Genomic DNA, 18861 nt, shown 5'->3' with positions numbered 1-18861 from the left:
TTGCCTTAAAATGGCCCGGCAACTGTTTATCCACCACCACAAGTCCAGGGCCGGCGAATGGCATTCAATGTAATTTTCAATCTCGCGGCAGCGCTGGCGCTGCTTGCCTTCATGTATCGCCAGCAGAGCCGCCACGCCAGCTTCACCGTGCGCGTATTTACCGGCCTCGGCCTGGGTGTGCTGCTGGGCGCCGCCCTCCAGGCCATCTACGGCGCCGGCCATCCGGAACTGAAGACCACCACGGAGTACCTGGACATCGTCGGCACCGGCTATGTCAAGCTGCTGCAGATGATCATCATGCCGCTGATCATGGTCTCCATCATCGGCGCCATACTCAAGCTCAAGAACGCCTCCTCGCTGGGCAAGATCAGTGCGCTGACCATCGGCACCCTGATTGCCACCACCATCGTGGCCGCCGGCATCGGCATCCTGATGGCCAAGCTGTTCAACCTGAGCGCGGTGGGGCTGACCGCCAACGCGGCCGAGGCGGCGCGCGGCGCCTACCTGCAGGGCAAACTGGGCGACGCCCAGGCCATTTCGCTGCCCAGCATGCTGATCAGCTTTATCCCCGCCAATCCCTTCCTCGACCTGACCGGTGCGCGCAAGACCTCCACCATCGCGGTGGTCATTTTCGCCATCTTCGTCGGCGTCTCGGCCATCGGCATCCACGACAAGAAGCCGGAACTGTTCGCCTCCTTCGACCACTTCATCAAGGTGGCGCACGCCATCGTGATGCGCATGGTGACCCTGGTGCTGCGCCTGACGCCGTACGGCGTGTTCGCGCTGATGGCCGGGCTGGTGGCCGTGTCCAGCTATGCGGACATCCTCAACCTGATCGGCTTCGTGCTGGCCTCGTACAGCGCGCTGATCCTGATGTTCTGCGTGCACCTGGCGCTGGTGGCGGCGGCCGGCCTGCACCCGCTGCGCTACGTGCAGAAGATTTTCCCGGTGCTGGCCTTCGCCTTCACCTCGCGCACCAGCGCCGGCTCCATCCCGATGAGCGTGCAGACCCAGACGCGCCGCCTCGGCACGCCGGAAGGCATCGCCAACTTCGCCGCCTCCTTCGGCGCCACCATAGGCCAGAACGGCTGCGCCGGCATCTACCCGGCCATGCTGGCGGTGATGATCGCCCCCACCGTGGGCATCGACCCGTTTACGGCCGGCTTCATCGTGCCCTTGCTGGCCATCATCGCGGTCGGGTCGGTAGGCGTGGCCGGGGTGGGCGGCGGCGCCACGTTCGCCGCCCTGATCGTGCTATCGTCGATGAACCTGCCGGTGGCGCTGGCCGGGCTGCTGATTTCCATCGAGCCGCTGATCGACATGGGCCGCACCGCGCTCAACGTGAGCGGCTCCATCATGGCCGGCACCCTCACCAGCCGCGCGCTGGGCGAAACCGATATGGCCGTGTTCAACGCCGACGCCGAGCTGGGCGAGGACGGCGAAACGGAACAGGAAAGTAAAGCAGCCTAAGCATCCTCGCGACACACTTTTGTAAATTCGACTAGCATGGGCCGGACTTCTTCTCGAATGGAGCAGCCGGCATGGAACAAAAGTGGCCCCAGCAACTGTGGCTCGTGCGGCATGGCCAGAGCGCGGGCAACGTGGCGCGCGAGGCGGCCGAGGCGGCCTCGCAGTTTTTGATCGATATCGCCCACCGCGACGTCGACGTGCCCCTGTCCGAGCTGGGTGAACGCCAGGCGCGCGCGTTGGCGGCCTGGTTCGGCGCCCTGCCCGCCGCGCAGCAGCCCGACGTGGTGCTGCATTCCCCTTATGTGCGCGCGGCCGGCACCGCCGCCGCCGTCATCGAACAGCTGGGCCGCGAGCGCCTGACGGTGATTGCCGACGAGCGCCTGCGCGAGAAGGAGTTCGGCATCCTGGACCGGCTCACGCCGCTGGGCATTGCCGACAAATTCCCCGAACTGGCCGAGCAGCGCAAGCACGTGGGCAAGTTCTATTTCCGCCCGCCGGGCGGCGAAAGCTGGTGCGACGTGATCCTGCGCCTGCGCAGCGTGCTCGACACCATCACCCGCGAGTACCGGGGCGACCGCGTGCTCATCGTCGGCCACCAGGTCATCGTCAACTGCTTCCGCTACCTGCTGGAGCGCATGGACGAGTCCGAAATCCTGGCGGTGGACCGCGAGGCCGACGTGCCCAACTGCGGCGTCACCTCATATGTCTTCGATCCGGCGGCCGGCAAGCGCGGCAAGCTGGTGCTACAGGGCGCCAACTTCGTGGCGCCGCTGGAACAGACCGGCACGCCGGTCACCGCCAAGCCGGACATGCCGGCCGCTCCCAAATCCTGACCGCCATGCCCAGCAACAAGACCTACGCCATCGATATCAGCCTGCGCACCTTGCGCGAATGGCCGCTGCCGCTGCCCAACTTCGACAGCGACAAGGAATTGCGCGGCCACGTGCTGGTGGTGGCCGGCTCGCGCGAAATGCCGGGTGCGGCCCTGCTGGCGGCCACGGCGGCGCTGCGCGCGGGCGCCGGCAAGCTGACCCTGGCCACGGCCGCCAGCACCGCGCCGCACGTGGCGGCCGCGTTGCCCGAAGCGCGCGTGATCGCGCTGGCGGAAACGGCCGGCGGCGGCTTTTCCATCGAGGCCGCGCGCAAGCTGGGCGAACTGGCCCCCAAGGTCGATGCGCTGCTGGCCGGACCCGGCATGCAGGACGAGGCCGCCAGCACGGAGCTGGTGCGCGCCTTGCTGCCGCGCTTCGCGGGCTGCAAGATCATCCTCGATGCGGGAGCCATGGAGCTGCTGCGCCCGCCGGCCGAACCGCACTTGCTGGCCGAGCCGGTGGACAGCGAGCACTTCCGCTTCGACGAGGCGGTGCTGCTGACGCCGCACGCAGGCGAACTGGCCCACCTGTGCGGGCAATCCCGGCAGGCGGTGCAGGCCGAGCCGCACGGCATGGCGCTGCGCTACGCGGCACGCTGGAACGCGGTGGTGGCGCTGAAGGGGCCGCTGACCGTGATCGCCGCCCCCGGCGGCGAGCTGTGGGAACACGAGGGCGGCAACATCGGCCTGGCCATCTCGGGCTCGGGCGACGCGCTGGCCGGCATCATTGCCGGCCTGGCAGCGCGCGGCTGCGCACTGGAACAGGCGGCCGCATGGGGCGTGGCGCTGCACGCAGCGGCCGGCGACCAGCTGGCGCTGCGCTATGGCACGCTGGGCTACTTGGCGCGCGAAATCTCGGCCGAAGTGCCGGCGCTGCTGCGTACGCTGGCGCCGGCCTGAAAACGCAAGCGACGAGCGGAACCTTCGCACCGCAAAGGACTCTAATAGCCGGCAAACAACAAGCAGGCAAACGATAGGACTTATTCTGGCGAGCATTTCCATAGGCAAGTTGACTTACTCACCGTGAAAGGAAAGATCATGAAAGCACTAAGCACCACGCTGCTGTTGAGCGCAGTACTCGCCACCGCCACCCTGGCGGGCTGCAAGGACCGCGCCGCCGACACCGGTACCAGCACCGGCGCCACCGACACTACCGCGCCGGCCACGCCGGCCGCCACCACCCCGCCGGCCGCCACGCCCACGCCAACTCCGGCGCCCGACACCACCACGCCGGCACCGGCCACGCCGACCGATCCAAGCGCTACGCCAACCACGCCGCCATCCAGCGGCACGTCCGGCACCTCGGGCACCACCGGCAGCGGCACCAACAAGGATACGCAGCCGCCCAAGCAATAAGCACAACAACAAACAACAAAGCAGGCTGCCCTCGCGGGACAGCCTGCCTCTTTGCGCCCACGGGGCCGGGCACCGGTTAAAACTGCTTAGTACCGGTAGTTGAACGCCACGCCCAGCAGTTGCAAACGGGTCTGGTAGGTGCCGCGCGTGGTTTCACCGTTACCGGTGCAAGCAGCCGTCAGCGGCGAGCAGTTGTTGCGGTAGTCGGCATGGGCATCCTTGAAGTGCAGGTAGCTGTAGGCCAGGTCGATCGACGCACGCGGCGACAGCGTGTAGTTGGCGCCGAAGGACAACTGGTTGCGGTCGCTGTCCGGCAGTGCCGGATGACGCAGCTGGTCGCCGTTTACCGGCGTCTGGTCGTGCGCGATGCCGCCGCGCAGGGTCAGCTTGTCGTCGAACTGATAGTTCGCGCCCAGCGACACGCGCACCGTGTTCTTCCACTGCTGGCGTATCACTTCGTCGCCCTCGTCCGTGCCGGGGAACTCGATGTGCAGGTCGCCCAGGCGCGAGTGGCGGGTCCAGGTCACGTCGCCCATGGCGGCCCAGCGCGCGTTGATCTGGTGGAAGCCGTTCAGCGACAGCGTTTCCGGCGTGCGCAGCGCCACCAGGGCCGCCGAATTTACCTTGCGCGAGCTGGCCGCCAGCACCTTGTTCACCACCTGGTCGCTTGTCACGCGGGAAAAGTCCCATACCGTCGAGCCCTTCAGCTTGTGCGAGATGGGCGAGCGGTAGGACATGCCGAAGCGGGTGTCCTGGTTCAGCTGGAACATATAGCCCAGGTTGAAACCGAAGCCCCAGTCCTTGCCGTCGTTCTCGCCACGGCCGTCCTTCACCGCCGCCAGCGCGGCCGGATTGCCGCCCAGCGCCACGATCTGGCGCACCAGCGCGGCGCTGTTGGGCGTGCCCGCCAGCGCGGCCACGGTGCCCGGCACGTCCACCGCCTGGCCCAGCTCGGCCTTCATGAACTCGGCGGTCGCACCGAAGCCGAAGGAATGCCGCTCATTCAGCTTGAACGAGGCGGACGGGTTCAGCGCGATGGCTTCCAGCTTGATATTGGTCAGCGCGTAACGGCCGTGCCAGTTGTCGCCGTAGTTCAGCTTGGTGCCGTAAGGCACGAACAGGCCCATGCCGGCGGTCCACTGGCTGTTGATCTGCTTGGTGTAGTACAGCGAAGGAGCCACCACGAAGTCCGGCGCGTACTCGTCGGTGGCGGCGCCGCCGGTGGCGGTGCCGGTGAAGCGCTTGGAGCCAGTGTCGGTGTAGGTCGAGTGCGGCACCACGGCGGTGGTGCCGGCGCTGAAGTGCTGGCCCTGCAGGCGGCTCATGCCGGCCGGGTTGTAGAACAGCGTGCTGGCGTCGGCCGCTTCGGCCGCGTTGGCGTCGGCGGTGCCTTGCGCGGCCACGCTCTGGGAACCGAAACGGTAGCCGGAAGCGGCGGCGGAGGTGGACATGGCGGCCAGCGCGGCGGCCACGATCAGGGGCAGGTAGTCAGGTTTCAATGTCAGTCTCAAGGAGCAGTGCGATGTCGTTTGCTATGTGTTATCCCGGCGGCGGATCGCCGGCGCCAGGCGGGGGCGTAGCATACTACATTTATGAAGCAGTTGCCTTGAGTTACTAAACCGATAAAAAAAGGACCCCGGAGGGTCCTTTTCAGCGCGGCGCCCGGGCGGGCGGATCAGGCGGCGGGTTTCAGGCTGGCGCCGCCGCGGCCGGTCAGCTTCAGCACCACCCATTTCAGCAGGCGGTACACCAGGCGCACGAACACCAGCGTCAGCAGCGCCTCGACGAAGGTCAGCAAGAAGGCCAGCGCCGAGCCCCAGCGCGCATCGCGGCGGTGGAACTTGGCCACCATGCGGTCGCGGGCGATCTCGATGCTGTCGTAGAAGGTCGGCACCACCAGCAGGGTCAGGAAGGTGGAGGTAATGGTGCCGCCGATGATGGCGATCGCCATGGGGCGGTAGAACTCGCCGCCCTCGCCCATGCCGATGGCCACCGGCATCATGCCGGCGATCAGCGCAAAGGTCGTCATCAGGATAGGACGCAGCCGCATGCGGCCGGCATACATCAGCGCATCCTCGCGGCCATAGCCTTCCTCTTCCCGCTTGCGCGCCGCATCCAGCAGCAGGATGGCGTTCTTGGCCACCAGGCCCATCAGCATGATGACGCCGATAAAGCTCATCAGGTTCAGGGTGCCGCCGGTCAGCAGCAGGCCCACCACCACGCCGATCAGCGACAGCGGCAAGGACAGCATCACTGCGCCCGGCGCCGTGAAGGAACCGAACTGCATCACCAGCACCAGGTACATCAGGCCGATACCCGCCACCAGCGAAATGCCCATCTGGGTGAACACTTCCTGCTGGTCCTTGCCGGAGCCGCCCACGGCCAGGCCGAAACCGGGCGGGTAGTCCAGCGACTTGGCCAGCTTCATCGCGTCCGAAATGACTTCGCCGTGCGCGCGGCCTTCCACGTTGGCCGACACCGAAATGGTGCGCTTGCCGTTCTTGTGGCGGATGGTCGATGGGCCCTTGCCCATGGTGACGCGGGCGATCTGGTCCAGCGGCACCATCATATTGGTGTTGGACACGCCGATCGGCAGGCGCTCGATATTGTCCAGGCTGACCCGGTCTTCAGGGTGCAGGCGCACCGCCACGTCGCGCGTTTCGCCGGTCGGATCGACCCAGTCGCCCACTTCGATGCCGGCGAAGGCCACGCGCAGCGCCTGCGCCGCGTCGCCGGCCGAAATGCCCATCGAGTTGGCCAGCGAACGGTTCAGTTCGATCTGCAGCTCGTCCTTCGGATCCTGCTCGGACAGGCCGACGTCCACCGCGCCCGGCACCTGGCGCAGCTTGTCCATGAAGGTGTTGGTGATTTCCATCAGTTTGCGCGAATCCGGGCCGACGAAGTCGATCTGCACCGGCTTGCGGGCGTTGTTGGACAGGTCGTCCAGCACCACGAACTCGCCGCCCACCAGGCCGGCCAGTTTCTGGCGCAGTTCCACGCCGATCTCGGTGGCGTCGCGGTCGCGCTTGGAACGCTTGCCGATGTCGACCCAGATGCGGCCGCCCGACAGGTTCACATAGGTGCTGGTCGCTTCCACTTCCTTGATGGTGTGGGCGATTTGCGCCGCCTTGGACATCTTCATCTTGGTGTATTCCAGGCTCGACGAGGACGGCGTGCGCACCTCGATGGCCAGCGAACCGAAGTCCGACTTCGGCAGGAAGCTGGTACCGCCCCATTTCGCCTGCAGGGCGATCGCGCCGACAAAGGTGGCAAAGGCGATCACGGCCATCCAGCGGCGGTGGTGCAGCGCCCAGGCGATCACCTTGCCGTAGCGGTCGGCCTGGTGGTCGAACCAGTGGTTGAACTTGTCCAGTACCTTGCCGATGCCTTTTTTCTGCGCCGTGTGGTGGTCGGCCGGGTCGCCCCAGTAAGCCGACAGCATCGGGTCCAGCGTGAAGGAAATGAACAGCGACACGGCCACCGAGCAGGTCACGGTCAGCGCGAACGGACGGAACCATTCGCCCGGCATGCCCGGCATGAAGGCCACCGGAATGAACACGGCCATGATGGAGAAGGTAGTGGCGGCCACGGCCAGGCCGATTTCGGCGGTGCCGTCCAGCGCGGCCTTACGGCGGTCCGAACCCATCTGCATGTGGCGCACGATGTTTTCCCGCACCACGATGGCGTCGTCGATCAGCACGCCGATCGCCAGCGACAGGCCGAGCAGGGTCATGAAGTTCAGGGTGAAGCCGCACAGCCACACCGCGATAAAGGCCGCCACCACCGAGGTCGGCAGCGACAGCGCGGTAATCAGGGTCGAGCGCCACGAATTGAGGAAGGCGTACACCACGAAAATGGTCAGCACGGCGCCGAACACCAGCGCCTCGATCACATTGTTCAGGGAATCCTGCGCGTCTTCGCCGCCGTCCTGGGTGATTTCCAGCGACGCCGTCTCGCCCAGTTCCTTGTTGATTTCAGCCACCAGCGCGCGGGTTTCCTTGGCCACGCTGACGGTGGACGCTTCACGCGAGCGGATGATGGACAGGCCGACGTTGGACTTGCCCGAGCGCAGGCTGATGTTGTTGATTTCGGCAAAGCCGTCTTCGATCGTGGCCAGCTGGCCCAGGCGGATCAGTTCGTCGCCGCGGCGCTTGACCACCACGTCCTGGAACTCTTCCGGACGCTCGATGCGCCCGACCAGGCGGATCGCCTTCTCGTCCAGGGCGCCGCGCACCTTGCCCACCGGGGCGTTGGTGTTCTGCATGCGCAGCGCGCTGGCCACTTCGGCCACCGACACATTGTATTCACGCAGCTTCTCGGCGCGCAGCAGCACCGACAGCTCGCGCCGCAGCGCGCCATTGACGTTGACCACCGCCACGCCGTCCAGCGCGCGGAAACGGTCGGCCAGCTTGTCTTCCGCCAGGCGCGAAATACCCGCGTGCGACAGGTTCTTGGACGACAGCGAGATCTGCATGACCGGCTGGGCCGAGTCGTCGACCCGCTGTATCATCGGCTCGCGCATCTCGGTCGGCAGCTTGTAGCGCACCGAGGCGATGGAATTGCGCACCTCGTCCGAGGCTTCGATCAGGTTCTTGTCGAAGGCGAAGCGCAGTTCGATGGTGGCGCTGCCCTCGCGCGAGGTGCTGTACGAGTCGGTCACGCCGGAAATGCTTTGCAGCGATTTCTCCAGGCGGTTGACGATCTCGCGCTCCACGGTTTCCGGCGAGGCGCCAGGATACGGGATGTTGACGATCAGGACGGGAATGTCGACGTCCGGGTTCTGGTTGACGCGCAGCTTGGACAGCGCCAGCAGCCCCATGGCCATCATCGCCACGATCAGCACGATCATGGCGACGGGGCGCTTGATACTGAAATCGGAGAGGAACATGGCTTAGTTTCCTTTGCTGGCTGCCGCAGGCGCCGCCGCGCCGGCCGAGGCCACCGCCTTGGGCTGCTGCATTTCAACCTTCTGGCCGTCGCGGAAGGCCGACGACGGCGCGCGCAGCACCATATCGCCCGAAGCCAGGCCTTTTTCCACCTGCCAGGCGCCGCTGCGCGCGTCGCGCGCGCCGATGTCCAGGCGGGCTTTCACCAGGGCCTTGTCCTTGATCTTCCAGGCGAAGGTGTCGTCGCCCTGCTTGACCAGCGCCGATTCCGGGATCATCAGGGCAGCGGTGCTGGCAGCCTCGATGCGGCCTTCGGCGAACAGGCCGGCCACGCCCGGACGGGCCTTGTCGGCAAATTCCACCAGCACTTCCACCTGGCGGGTGACCGAGTTGGCGGCCGGATCGACGCGCTTGACCTTGCCGCTGAAGTTCTGGCCCGGGTAGCCGTTGATGGCGAACACCACGTTCTGGCCGGTTTTCACCACGCCCACCTTGTCGGCCGAGACGCGGCCTTCAAAGCGCATGGACGACGGATCGACCACTTTCACCAGTTCCTTGCCGACCTGGGCGGTATCGCCGGCCGACACCTTGCGCTCGGAGACGATGCCGTCGAACGGCGCGCGCACCAGGGTGCGCGACAGCTGCTGGTTGGCCGCCACCAGGCGCGCCTTGGCGGCCGACAGGTCGCTCTGGGCATTGTTGCGGCGCACTTCGGCGTCTTCCAGCACCTGCGAGGACACCATGCCGGACGACTTGAGCGTCTTCTGGCGCGCCAGCACGCGCTCGGCCTGCTCCAGCGACTGGGTGGAGGCGCGTACCGCCTCGCTGGCCGAGCTCATGGAATCGCGCAGCGACGTGTCGTCCAGGCGCACCAGCAGGTCGCCCTTCTTCACCGCCTCGCCGTTTTCCTTCAGCACCTGCATCACCACGGCGCCCACTTCGGCGCGCATGTCGGCTTTGCGTTCCGGCTCGATGGAACCGGTGATGACCGGGCCGGAGGCCAGGGCATTGGTTTCCAGCGTGACCAGATCCTCTGGGGCGATTTGCAGCGTAGCCAACTTCTTATCGTCGGCCTTGGCCGACGCACTGGCCTTGCCGGCCTCCGGCGCTTTGTCTGACTTGCCGCAAGCGACGAGCGCTGAAGCGACGGCGAAAGCTATGAGGGTTTTACGCAACATATAAATCTCCAGAGGATAGGACTACTTTGCTGTTATTAAATGCATGTTTCTGCAAGCCGCAGAGTATCCGGGGAGCAGATGGCAGTGTCAATTCGCAGGGGGCCAGACTGCGGGTTTTTGTGGCTGGAATGCTGAAATAGCGGATAGACCGCAAATCATCGGCTAAACAAAGCGTGGACCAAATGACCGATGGCGATGCCGGTGCACAGGCCGCCGATGATTTCGACCACCGTGTGGCCCATGCGTTCGCGCAGCCAGGTATGCGCGCCCGGCTGCTTGCCGTCCTGCGCGCCGGCGCCTTCCTGGGCCAGCCGGTTGATGGCTGCGGCCTGGCGTCCCACATGCTGGCGCAGGCTGTTGGCGTCGATGATGACAATAAAGCACAGCGCCACCGCCACGCCAAAGGCCGGATGCCCCATGCCCTCGCGCAGCGCGATCAGGGTGGCCATGCTGGACACCACGGCGCTGTGGTTGCTGGGAAAACCGCCGTTGCCGACCAGGTTGAAGGCCCAGCGGCGCGCTTTGGCGCTATTGATCAAAAATTTGATTGGACCGACGGCGGTCCAGGTAATGACAGGGGTAAGCAAATAGGCGAGATCCATCGGAATTCCTTTGTGGCAATCCATCCATTATCGCAGAATGGCTGTGGACGGCGATAGCAAGTCATATAAAATCGACATGCCGGCTTTGCTGGGCAACCACAGCGGAAAAACCACAGAAGGAACCAATAAGGACCCACATGAAACATTTCAGAATATCCATCCTGGTCACCATCGTACTCATGCTGGCTGCCTGCTGGTGGGGCTACAGCCGGGGCGGCGTCAGCGGCATGCTGACCGCGCTGTGGATCACGGCGGTGCTGGGCGTGATGGAAGTGTCGCTATCGTTCGACAATGCGGTCGTCAACGCCGCCGTACTGCGCGACTGGAACGCGTTCTGGCAAAAACTGTTTCTCACGGTGGGTATCCTGGTGGCGGTGTTCGGCATGCGCCTGCTGTTCCCGCTGCTGATCGTCTCCTTCGCCACCGGCCTGGGTCTGCTGGAGGTGTGGGATATGGCGCTCGCCACGCCGGACGAATACTCGCGCTACCTGAACGGCGTGCACGCCGAGGTGGCGGCTTTCGGCGGCGCCTTCCTGCTGCTGGTGTTCCTCAACTTCCTGTTCGACGAGGAAAAGGAGCTGCACTGGCTGGGCTGGATCGAGGAAAAGCTGGGCGCGCTGGGCACCGCCGGCCTGGCCATCCTGCTCACGCTGCTGGGCATCCTGGCCTGCGTGGGCCTGGTGCCGGAAGCGAAAAAGCTCAGCGTGCTGTCGTCCGGGGTCATCGGGGTGGCGGTCTACGTGGCGGTGGACTGGATCAGCAGCCTGCTCGAGAGCAAGGAACACGACCCGGTCACGGGGGTGGCGCTGGCCAAGGGCGGCATCGGCGGCTTCATGTATTTGGAAGTGCTGGACGCCTCGTTCAGCTTCGACGGCGTGATCGGCGCCTTCGCCATCACCTCGGACGTGGTCATCATCATGCTGGGGCTGGCCATCGGCGCCATGTACGTGCGCTCGCTGACGGTGTACCTGGTGCACAAGGGCACACTGGATGAGTTCGTTTTCCTGGAACACGGCGCGCACTATGCCATCGGCATCCTGGCGCTGATCATGCTGGCCAGCGTGAAGTACCACATTCCCGAATGGTTCACGGGGCTGTCCGGGGTGGCGTTCATCCTGGTGTCGCTGTGGTCGTCGGTACGATACCGCCGCCGGATGGCCGGGGAATGATAAGATCGCAAGGTTGCCACCCAAACCAGCGAATCACATGATCAAACCAACTTCCCGCATCAAATATCTCCTGCTGGCGCTCGTGCTGGGCGCCGGCCTGCTGTTCGCCGCCTACACCTGGATCACGCTCAGCGTGTCTTATTCGGAAGGCGAACGCGCAGGCTACCTGCAGAAATTCTCCAAACGGGGCTGGATCTGCAAGACCTGGGAAGGCGAGCTGCTGCTGACGTCGATGCCGGGCGCCATTCCGGAAAAATTCCAGTTCAGCGTGCGCGACCCCGAGCTGGCCAAGCAGATGTCCGCCGCCACCGGCAAGCGCGTCCTGCTTACCTACGCCCAGCACAAAGGCGTGCCGACCGACTGCTTCGGCGAAACCGAGTACTACGCAGAACGCCTGCAAGTCCCGGCGCAATAACAAAAGCGGGTTACGCGGTTTCCGCGCCAACCCGCCCTACATCCCGTCACAGCCTGCCGTGTTGCGCAAGGCGGGTTAGCGGGGCGCGCCGAGCGGCAGGGCCGCGCAACCCGCCAGCGTCTCACCGGCCGCGCCACACCGCGCCGGCAGTCTCCTTCAAGCGGCCGATCACGTCGCGCGCCATGGTTTCCGACTGCTCGTGCTCGGCGCGCGCGCGCGCCGCGGCCAGGGTTGCGGCAAAGGCGTTCTCCTCCACCAGCGCGGTCTGCGCCGCGTCGGCTGCCAATTTCTCTTCAATCGCGTTCAGTGCATTCTGCGCGGCGTGCTGGCGGCGGGTTTCCAGTTCCAGCAGCTTCTGCTTCGCCTGCGTCATGGCCTGGGTGGTGTCGGCCACCTTGCGCTGCATCGCAGCGTGCGCCTGCGCCGCTTCCACCAACGCCTTCTGCTCATTGGCCTTGTCCTGCGCGGCCTGGGCGGCGGCCAGCACCGCCCGCTCATGCTCGCGGGCCAGATCGGCTTGCGCCTGTTCCGCATCGGCCTGCGCGCGCAGCGCGGCGGTGGCGGCGCGCTCGGACTCCAGGCGGCTTTCGATGGACTTGGCGGCACGCGCCTCGGCGGCGTTGGCCAGGCGCTGCTGGGTCAGTTTCTGGTCGATCACGGCCAGCGAATGGCGTTCGGTTTCCACGAACTCCTGCTCGGCCTGCAACAGCTCGGCGGCCTTGGCGGCCTTCTCTTCTTCCACCTGCGCTCGCTGCACATGCACTGCGCTCAGCTCCACCGCCAGGCGCGCCTGCGCGGCCACGGCTTGGGCGGCGACCGCCTTCTGATCGGCTTCCAGCGTGGTCTGCTCCGCCATCAGCTGCATCGCGGCGGCTTCCTTGCCGGCCGCCGCTGCCAGGCTTTCGTCGGCGGCCTGCTGCAGGCGCAGCGCTTCGGCCTGCTGCTGTTCGGCGGCGCTGCGCGCCTGGGCGGCTGCGGCGGCGCCCTCTTCGGCTTGCAGGCGCTGTTTCAGCGCGGCGATGGCTTGCTGCTCGGCGGCGGCGCGGGCCTGCTCGGCGGCCAGCAACTCGGCGGCGCGGGCAGCCTTCTCTTCGGCCAGCGCGGTGGCGGCGTTCTGCGCCTCGACCTGGGCGGCCAGGGTAGCCACTTCAGCCTGCTGCGCGGCATTCTGCGCGGCCGCCAGTTCCACGGCGGCGCGCGACAGCGCAGTGCGCTCGTCGGCCAGCTGGGCGGCGCGCTGCTGCTCCAGGCTGTCGGCGCGGGCCGCTTCGGCGGCGGCCTGCTCGGCGGCCTGGCGCAGGCGGGCCTGCTCCAGCGCCTGCGCTTCGGCTTCCACCTTGGCCAGGGTGTCGATTTCTGCCTGCTGCTCGGCCTCGAAGCGCGCCAGCGCGACGGCGCGCAACTGGCGGTCCACTTCGATGCGCGCTTCGGTGGCGCTGATGATGCGCGCGTCCGCGTCGCGGCGGGCCTGGGCGCTGGCGGCGGCCACCGCTTCCAGGCGCTCGCGCTGCACGGCCGCGTCGCGGATTTCCTTTTCGGTCTGCAGGCGCAGGTGCAGCGACTGCGCGGCGCTGCGCTCGGACTCGGCCTTGGCCAGGGCGATGGCTTCGCGCTCCTGCTCCAGGTGCGCCAGCGCGCGGGCCTCTTCCAGCGCGCGCGCTTCGGCGGCGGCGCGGTTGAAGGCCGCTTCCAGCGCGATCTGGTCGGCGCGCTCGCGCTGCACGGTCAGTTCCAGCGCTTCGGCTTCGGCCGTGGCCAGCGCGTCGGCGGTCTGGCGCGCGCCGTAGGCATGGCGCTCGCGTTCGCGCGCCAGGGTGGCCAGGCGGGCGTCGGCGGAGGCGATGCCGACCATCTCTTCGCGTGCGGCCTGCACGGCGGCCAGGCGCTCGGCGGCCTGCTTGCGCGCTTGTTCGGTTTGCGCGCTCAGCTCGTCGGCGGCGCGCGCGGCCTGCTCGGCCAGTTCGGATTCGGTGGCGATCTGTTCGCTGGCGCGCTTGCGGCTTTCTTCCTCGGCGCGGGCGCGCTGCTCGGCGGCCAGGCGGATCTGGGTGTCGGTTTCGGCGCGGGCGCGCAGTTCGGCGGTTTCCATTTTCACCGCTTCCAGGCGCGCCATGCTGGCTTGCGCGGCGGCGCGCAGGCTTTCCAGGCGTTCACGGTTGGCGGCAATGGCTTCCTCGGCCGCCTGCGCGCTTTGCTGCGCGGCGGCCGCGGCGGCCGCGTCGATGGCGGCGCGGTCGTCGGCCAGGGCGCGGGCGCGCGCTTCGGCGTGGGCACGGCTCTCGGCGGCGCAGGCGGCCTTGGCTTCGGCTTCCACGCGGGCGATGGCTTCCTTGATGGCGCTCATGTCCATGGCGCCGCGCGGCGCCGGTTCAGCGGACTCTTGCAGAGGCAGGACGGGGGCATCATTGGCCTGAGCGGCTGCTTCAGTTGCTGCGTCGAGGGGCTGTGCCAGTTGTGCTTGCATGGTGGTTCTCGCTTAATCGTGCGCCCCGGCACCCGCCGGGACTTCTGAATAAGCATTATCAAACATCAGCCCGGCAGACCTAGCCCCAAGCAGAGCCGGAAAACCCCGCCATTTCTGCCGATCAGGCGGCGGCCTGCGCGCGGCGCAGCCATTCGTCGAGGTTGATGCGGCCCAGGCGCGCCTCGCCCAGCGGCACCAGCGACAGCTCCGCTACCCGGCCGCCGAAATAGCGCGCCTCCGGATCGGCCAGCACCTGGCGCGGGTCGTCCACGGCTTTCAGGTAGCGGGCAATGAACTGGTTCAGCGGCGCGCGTTCCGGGCCAGCGATGTCGATGGTGTCGCTGCGCGGCGCCACCGTTGCCACTTCAGCAACAATGGCGGCCACGTCGTCCGCCGCGATGGGCTGGAACTGGCCGGGCGCCAGCTTGACCACCTCCCCTGCCGCGCCGGCGTCGGCGATACCGCCGAGGAATTCCATGAACTGGGTGGCGCGCACGATGGTGTACGGGATGCCGCCGGCCTGGATCAGCTGCTCCTGCGCCGCCTTGGCGCGGAAGTAGCCGTTGTCCAGCATGCGGTCGGTGCCGACGATGGACAACGCCACGTGGTGCTGTACGCCCGCCTCGGCTTCCGCCGCCAGCAAGTTGCGGCTGGTGGCCTGGAAGAAGTCCAGCACGGCGCCGGGTTCCCATGAGGGCGCGTTTGCCAGGTCGATCACCACCTGCGCGCCGGCCAAGGCCTCGCGCAGGCCTTCGCCGGTGTAGCTGTTGATGCCCTGGCTGGGCGAAGCGGCAATGGCTTCATGGCCGGCCTGGCGCAGGATGGAAACGGTTTTGGAGCCGATCAGGCCGGTGCCACCGATAACGACGATTTTCATGATTGCCTTTCAATTGGATGTCAAATTCGGCGACCCAAGTGGCCGCTCCTTGCATATAAGACGGTGCAAGGAAGCGGCTTGTGACAGGCAATCGGCTATTTTTTACACCGGCAGCGGCGCCTCGTCCATCAGCGCAATCTGCTCGCGCAGCTCCAGGACCCGGTCCTGCCAGTAGCGCTGGGTGTTAAACCAGGGGAAGGCCGCCGGGAAGGCCGGGTCGTCCCAGCGGCGGGCGATCCAGGCGGAGTAATGGATCAGGCGCAGGGTGCGCAGCGCTTCCACCAGGTGCATTTCGCGGCTGTCGAAGTCGCAGAAGTCCTCGTAGCCGGCCAGGATGTCGCCCATCTGGCGCACCTGCTCGTGGCGCTCGCCGGACAGCATCATCCACAAGTCCTGGATGGCCGGGCCCATGCGGCTGTCGTCGAAGTCCACGAAGTGCGGGCCGGCGTCGGTCCACAGCACGTTGCCGCCGTGGCAATCGCCATGCAGGCGCAGGATGGACACGCCGCCCGCCCTGTCGTAGCAGCGCCGCACGCCGTCCAGCGCCTGGTCGATCACGCTGCTGTAGGCCGCCAGCAGTTCGTCCGGGATGAAGTTATTGGCCAGCAGGTAGTCGCGCGGCTCGGTGCCGAAGGTGGCCGGGTCGAGCGCGGGGCGCTCTTTATACACGCCCAGCTTGCCGGCCTCGTGGATGCGGGCGATGAAGCGCCCGGTCCACTCCAGCACGGCAGGGTCGCCCAGTTCGGGCGCGCGGCCGCCGTGGCGCGGGAACACGGAGAAGCGGAAACCTTGGTATTCATGCAAGGTCCGGCCATTCACCGTCAGCGCCGGCACCACGGGGATTTCGCGCTCCGCCAGTTCGGCCACGAAAGCGTGTTCTTCCAGGATGGCGGCGTCGCTCCAGCGGCCCGGCCGGTAGAACTTGGCCACCAGCGGCTTGCCGTCGTCGATGCCGACCTGGTATACCCGGTTTTCATAGCTGTTCAGCGCCAGCAGGCGGCCGTCGCCGTGCAGGCCTATGCTGTCGAGCGCGTCGAGCACGCAGTCCGGGCCGAGGGCGGCGTAGGCGGGCAGGGTGGTGTCTGGAGTGTCGGTTGTCATGGCGCCATTGTAAGCGCCGCCGCATTCTTCCGCCCGCAACGCTGCGCCGCAGCGTATACTGGCAGCTTCAATAAGAAGGAAAGCATATGCAACTCGATCAGCCTCTGAGCGAAAAAGAATTCGACGAACTGGACAACTTCCTGCTGTCCGAGCGCAGCCCGGAAGATTCCATGACCATGGACCACCTGCACGGCTACCTGACCGCCATCGCCATCGGCCCGGAGCCGATCATGCCGGCCGAGTGGCTGCCGCGCGTGTGGGGCCCGGACGGCAACGACGCGCCCAAGTTCAAGAATGCCAAGGAAGAAGAACGCATCGTCAACCTGATCATGCGCTTCATGAACGAAGTGCTGGTGACGTTCGAAGTGGCGCCGAAAGAATTCGAGCCGCTGTTCGTGGAGCACGAAGTCGAAGGCCAGACCCTGATCGACGCCGAAGCCTGGTGCTGGGGCTTCTGGGAAGGCATGGAACTGCGCCCGGGTTCGTGGGACGCGATCTGGGATTCGGAAGTGGGCGACCTGATGCGGCCGATCTACCTGCTGGGTGCGGACGAGATCGAAGAAGACGAACTGCCGCTGGTGGAAGATCCGGTCAAGGCGCACAAGCTGGGCCAGGAGCTGGAAGCCAACCTGCCGGCCATCCACAAGTTCTGGGTACCGCGCCGCAAAGCGCCGGTCAGCACCGTGGTGCGCGACGAGCCGAAAGTGGGCCGCAACGACGACTGCCCTTGCGGCAGCGGCAAGAAGTACAAGAAATGCCACGGTGCGGAAGGCGGCGCCGAGTAACGCCGACGGGCGCTGACACTTTTCGGCGCCCAGTGTGACCCCGGTTTGACCCGAGTGACAGTTTTTGTCGCCTTGCACCTGCAAGCGTACGGAAATTGTCACTTTTCCGTTTGGCATGCCTGGCACGCGAATTGCTGTTTGGAAACAAGTATCCAGACAACAAGGAGATGTCATGCGTGGAATCCTGAGCCGGGCCTGGGCCGCGGCCTGCCTGATGAGCCTGGCCGCCGGCAGCTGGGCCGCGCCCGACCCGGCCACCGTGGCCGCCGCGCGGCTGCTTGAACACGCCACGTTCGGCCCCACCGCGACCGACATCGCCAAGGTCCAGGCCATGGGCCAGCACGCCTGGCTGGCGCAGCAGTTCGAGCTGCCCGCCAGCGCCCTGCCCGCCACCGCGGACATGAACGTGCTGCGCGCCAACTGGTTCACCAACATGGCCGGCGGCCAGGACCAGCTGCGCCAGCGCATGATCTTCGCGCTGTCCCAGCTGTTCGTGGTCTCGGCCGACAAGAACCCCTACGCCAACGAAATGCAGCCCTGGCTGGCCACGCTGTCGGCCCACGCCTTCGGCAACTTCGACACACTGCTGCGTGAAATGACGCTGAACCCGTCCATGGGCAAATACCTGGACCTGGCCAACAGCAAGGCGCCCGCGCCGAACGAGAACTATGCGCGCGAGGTGATGCAGCTGTTCACCATCGGTCCCGTGATGCTGAACCAGGACGGCAGCGTGCAGGCCGACCGCAACGGCGATCCCATCCCCAGCTATGACCAGGCCCGCATCGCCGACATCTCGCGCGCCCTGAGCGGCTGGACTTACCAGGGCGCCAGCACGACCGGCGCCAACTGGGAAAAGTTCACCGGTCCGCTGCAGCCGCGCGAGCGCCTGCACGACAAGGGCAGCAAGACGCTGCTGCAAGGCCTGGTGCTGCCGGCCGGGCAGAGCACCGTGCAGGACTTCGACGCGGTGATGGAGAACCTGTTCCAGCACCCCAACCTGCCGCCCTTCATCGCCACCCGCCTGATCCGCGCTTTCACCAGCAGCAATCCCAGCGCGGCCTACATCGAACGCGTGGCAGGCGTGTTCGCCAACGGGCCGGCCGGACGCGGCGACCTGAAAGCCACGCTGACCGCCGTGCTGACCGACCCGGAAGCCCGCATGGATACGCCCAGCGCCAGCCAGGGCAAGCTGAAAGACCCGATGCTGCACTCGCTGAGCCTGTTCCGCGCGCTGGATGCGGCAGTTCTCAACCCCACCAACGCGTTCTGGGAATATTCGCAACTGGGCCAGAAGCTGCTGAACGCGCCCAGTGTGTTCAATTTCTATTCTCCAATGACGGGGCTGCCCGGCGCAGCGGGGAAATTCGGCCCTGAGTTCCAGCTCTACGCACCGGCGCTGGCCGTGGCGCGCGCCAACTTCCTGTACCGCTTCCTGTCCGGCGAATACAAGGCCATGGTGGCTGTCAACCTTGCGCCCTTCGTCAGCGCGGCGGGCGACGCCAACGCGCTGATCGACCTGGTGGACGCCAGGCTGCTGCAGGGCCGCATGTCGCCCGCCGCGCGCAGCGCCATCGCAGGCTCCGTCAACGCCACCACGGACAAGACGCAGCGCGCCCTGGCCGCGCTCTACCTGACCGCCATTAGCGCCGAATTCGCGCTGCAGCAATGACCACGAAGACACCGGAGA

15 protein-coding genes are annotated in these 18861 nt (G+C 66.6%); 8 read left to right on the top strand and 7 right to left on the bottom strand.

The features are described 5' to 3' along the window. Positions 1-57: 57 nt before the first annotated feature. The 4 genes from ASD15_RS12300 to ASD15_RS12285 all read left to right on the top strand — a co-directional run bounded on the left by ASD15_RS12300 (position 58) and on the right by ASD15_RS12285 (position 3697). Positions 58-1470: an L-cystine transporter gene (locus ASD15_RS12300; protein WP_057155264.1), complete on the top strand. Its 1413-nt coding sequence runs from the start codon at positions 58-60 to the stop codon at positions 1468-1470. 71 nt (positions 1471-1541) lie between these two features. Next, positions 1542-2303, top strand: a complete 762-nt coding sequence (locus ASD15_RS12295; RefSeq protein ID WP_057155262.1) for a histidine phosphatase family protein — start codon at positions 1542-1544, stop codon at positions 2301-2303. A gap of 5 nt (positions 2304-2308) precedes the next feature. Continuing rightward, a complete protein-coding gene (locus tag ASD15_RS12290; RefSeq protein WP_057155260.1) occupies positions 2309-3241 on the top strand; it encodes an NAD(P)H-hydrate dehydratase in 933 nt (310 codons plus the stop codon). A gap of 138 nt (positions 3242-3379) precedes the next feature. Further along, positions 3380-3697, top strand: a complete 318-nt coding sequence (locus tag ASD15_RS12285) for a hypothetical protein (protein ID WP_057155258.1) — start codon at positions 3380-3382, stop codon at positions 3695-3697. 86 nt (positions 3698-3783) lie between these two features. Here ASD15_RS12285 and ASD15_RS12280 read toward each other — a convergent pair whose 3' ends face one another. The 4 genes from ASD15_RS12280 to ASD15_RS12265 all read right to left on the bottom strand — a co-directional run bounded on the left by ASD15_RS12280 (position 3784) and on the right by ASD15_RS12265 (position 10363). Next, the gene (locus tag ASD15_RS12280) at positions 3784-5196 is read right to left on the bottom strand and encodes an OmpP1/FadL family transporter (RefSeq protein ID WP_057155256.1); all 1413 of its coding nucleotides are present in this window, start codon (positions 5194-5196) and stop codon (positions 3784-3786) included. Positions 5197-5372: 176 nt separating this feature from the next. Further along, positions 5373-8585 (bottom strand): efflux RND transporter permease subunit, encoded by a 3213-nt coding sequence (locus ASD15_RS12275; protein WP_057155254.1) that lies wholly within the window; start codon positions 8583-8585, stop codon positions 5373-5375. 3 nt (positions 8586-8588) lie between these two features. Further along, positions 8589-9761 (bottom strand): efflux RND transporter periplasmic adaptor subunit, encoded by a 1173-nt coding sequence (locus ASD15_RS12270; RefSeq protein WP_057155252.1) that lies wholly within the window; start codon positions 9759-9761, stop codon positions 8589-8591. A 155-nt stretch (positions 9762-9916) separates the two neighbouring features. Then, positions 9917-10363 carry a divergent PAP2 family protein gene (locus ASD15_RS12265; RefSeq protein WP_057155251.1) on the bottom strand — a complete coding sequence of 149 codons (447 nt, stop codon included), beginning with the start codon at positions 10361-10363 and terminating at the stop codon, positions 9917-9919. Between the two features lie 137 nt (positions 10364-10500). Between ASD15_RS12265 and ASD15_RS12260 the strand changes: the two genes are divergently transcribed. Then, entirely contained in the window at positions 10501-11532 is a 1032-nt protein-coding gene (locus ASD15_RS12260; RefSeq protein WP_057155249.1) for a DUF475 domain-containing protein, read from the top strand. A 37-nt stretch (positions 11533-11569) separates the two neighbouring features. Next, positions 11570-11947 (top strand): hypothetical protein, encoded by a 378-nt coding sequence (locus ASD15_RS12255; RefSeq protein ID WP_057155247.1) that lies wholly within the window; start codon positions 11570-11572, stop codon positions 11945-11947. A 121-nt stretch (positions 11948-12068) separates the two neighbouring features. Here ASD15_RS12255 and ASD15_RS12250 read toward each other — a convergent pair whose 3' ends face one another. The 3 genes from ASD15_RS12250 to ASD15_RS12240 form a co-directional block, all read right to left on the bottom strand. Next, positions 12069-14411, bottom strand: a complete 2343-nt coding sequence (locus tag ASD15_RS12250; protein WP_057155245.1) for a hypothetical protein — start codon at positions 14409-14411, stop codon at positions 12069-12071. Between the two features lie 121 nt (positions 14412-14532). After that, positions 14533-15288: an SDR family oxidoreductase gene (locus ASD15_RS12245; protein ID WP_057155243.1), complete on the bottom strand. Its 756-nt coding sequence runs from the start codon at positions 15286-15288 to the stop codon at positions 14533-14535. A gap of 102 nt (positions 15289-15390) precedes the next feature. Further along, entirely contained in the window at positions 15391-16389 is a 999-nt protein-coding gene (locus tag ASD15_RS12240; protein WP_057155323.1) for a serine/threonine protein kinase, read from the bottom strand. Positions 16390-16475: 86 nt separating this feature from the next. Here ASD15_RS12240 and ASD15_RS12235 point away from each other — a divergent pair, with 86 nt between their 5' ends. Then, the gene (locus ASD15_RS12235; RefSeq protein WP_057155241.1) at positions 16476-17174 is read left to right on the top strand and encodes a UPF0149 family protein; all 699 of its coding nucleotides are present in this window, start codon (positions 16476-16478) and stop codon (positions 17172-17174) included. 172 nt (positions 17175-17346) lie between these two features. Further along, positions 17347-18843 carry a DUF1800 family protein gene (locus ASD15_RS12230; RefSeq protein ID WP_057155239.1) on the top strand — a complete coding sequence of 499 codons (1497 nt, stop codon included), beginning with the start codon at positions 17347-17349 and terminating at the stop codon, positions 18841-18843. Positions 18844-18861: the final 18 nt, after the last annotated feature.

This window comes from Massilia sp. Root351 (assembly GCF_001425045.1).
Lineage (GTDB): Bacteria > Pseudomonadota > Gammaproteobacteria > Burkholderiales > Burkholderiaceae_D > Rugamonas.
Note: the sequence above shows the minus strand (reverse complement) of the source record. Positions and strands in the feature narration are given on the sequence as shown.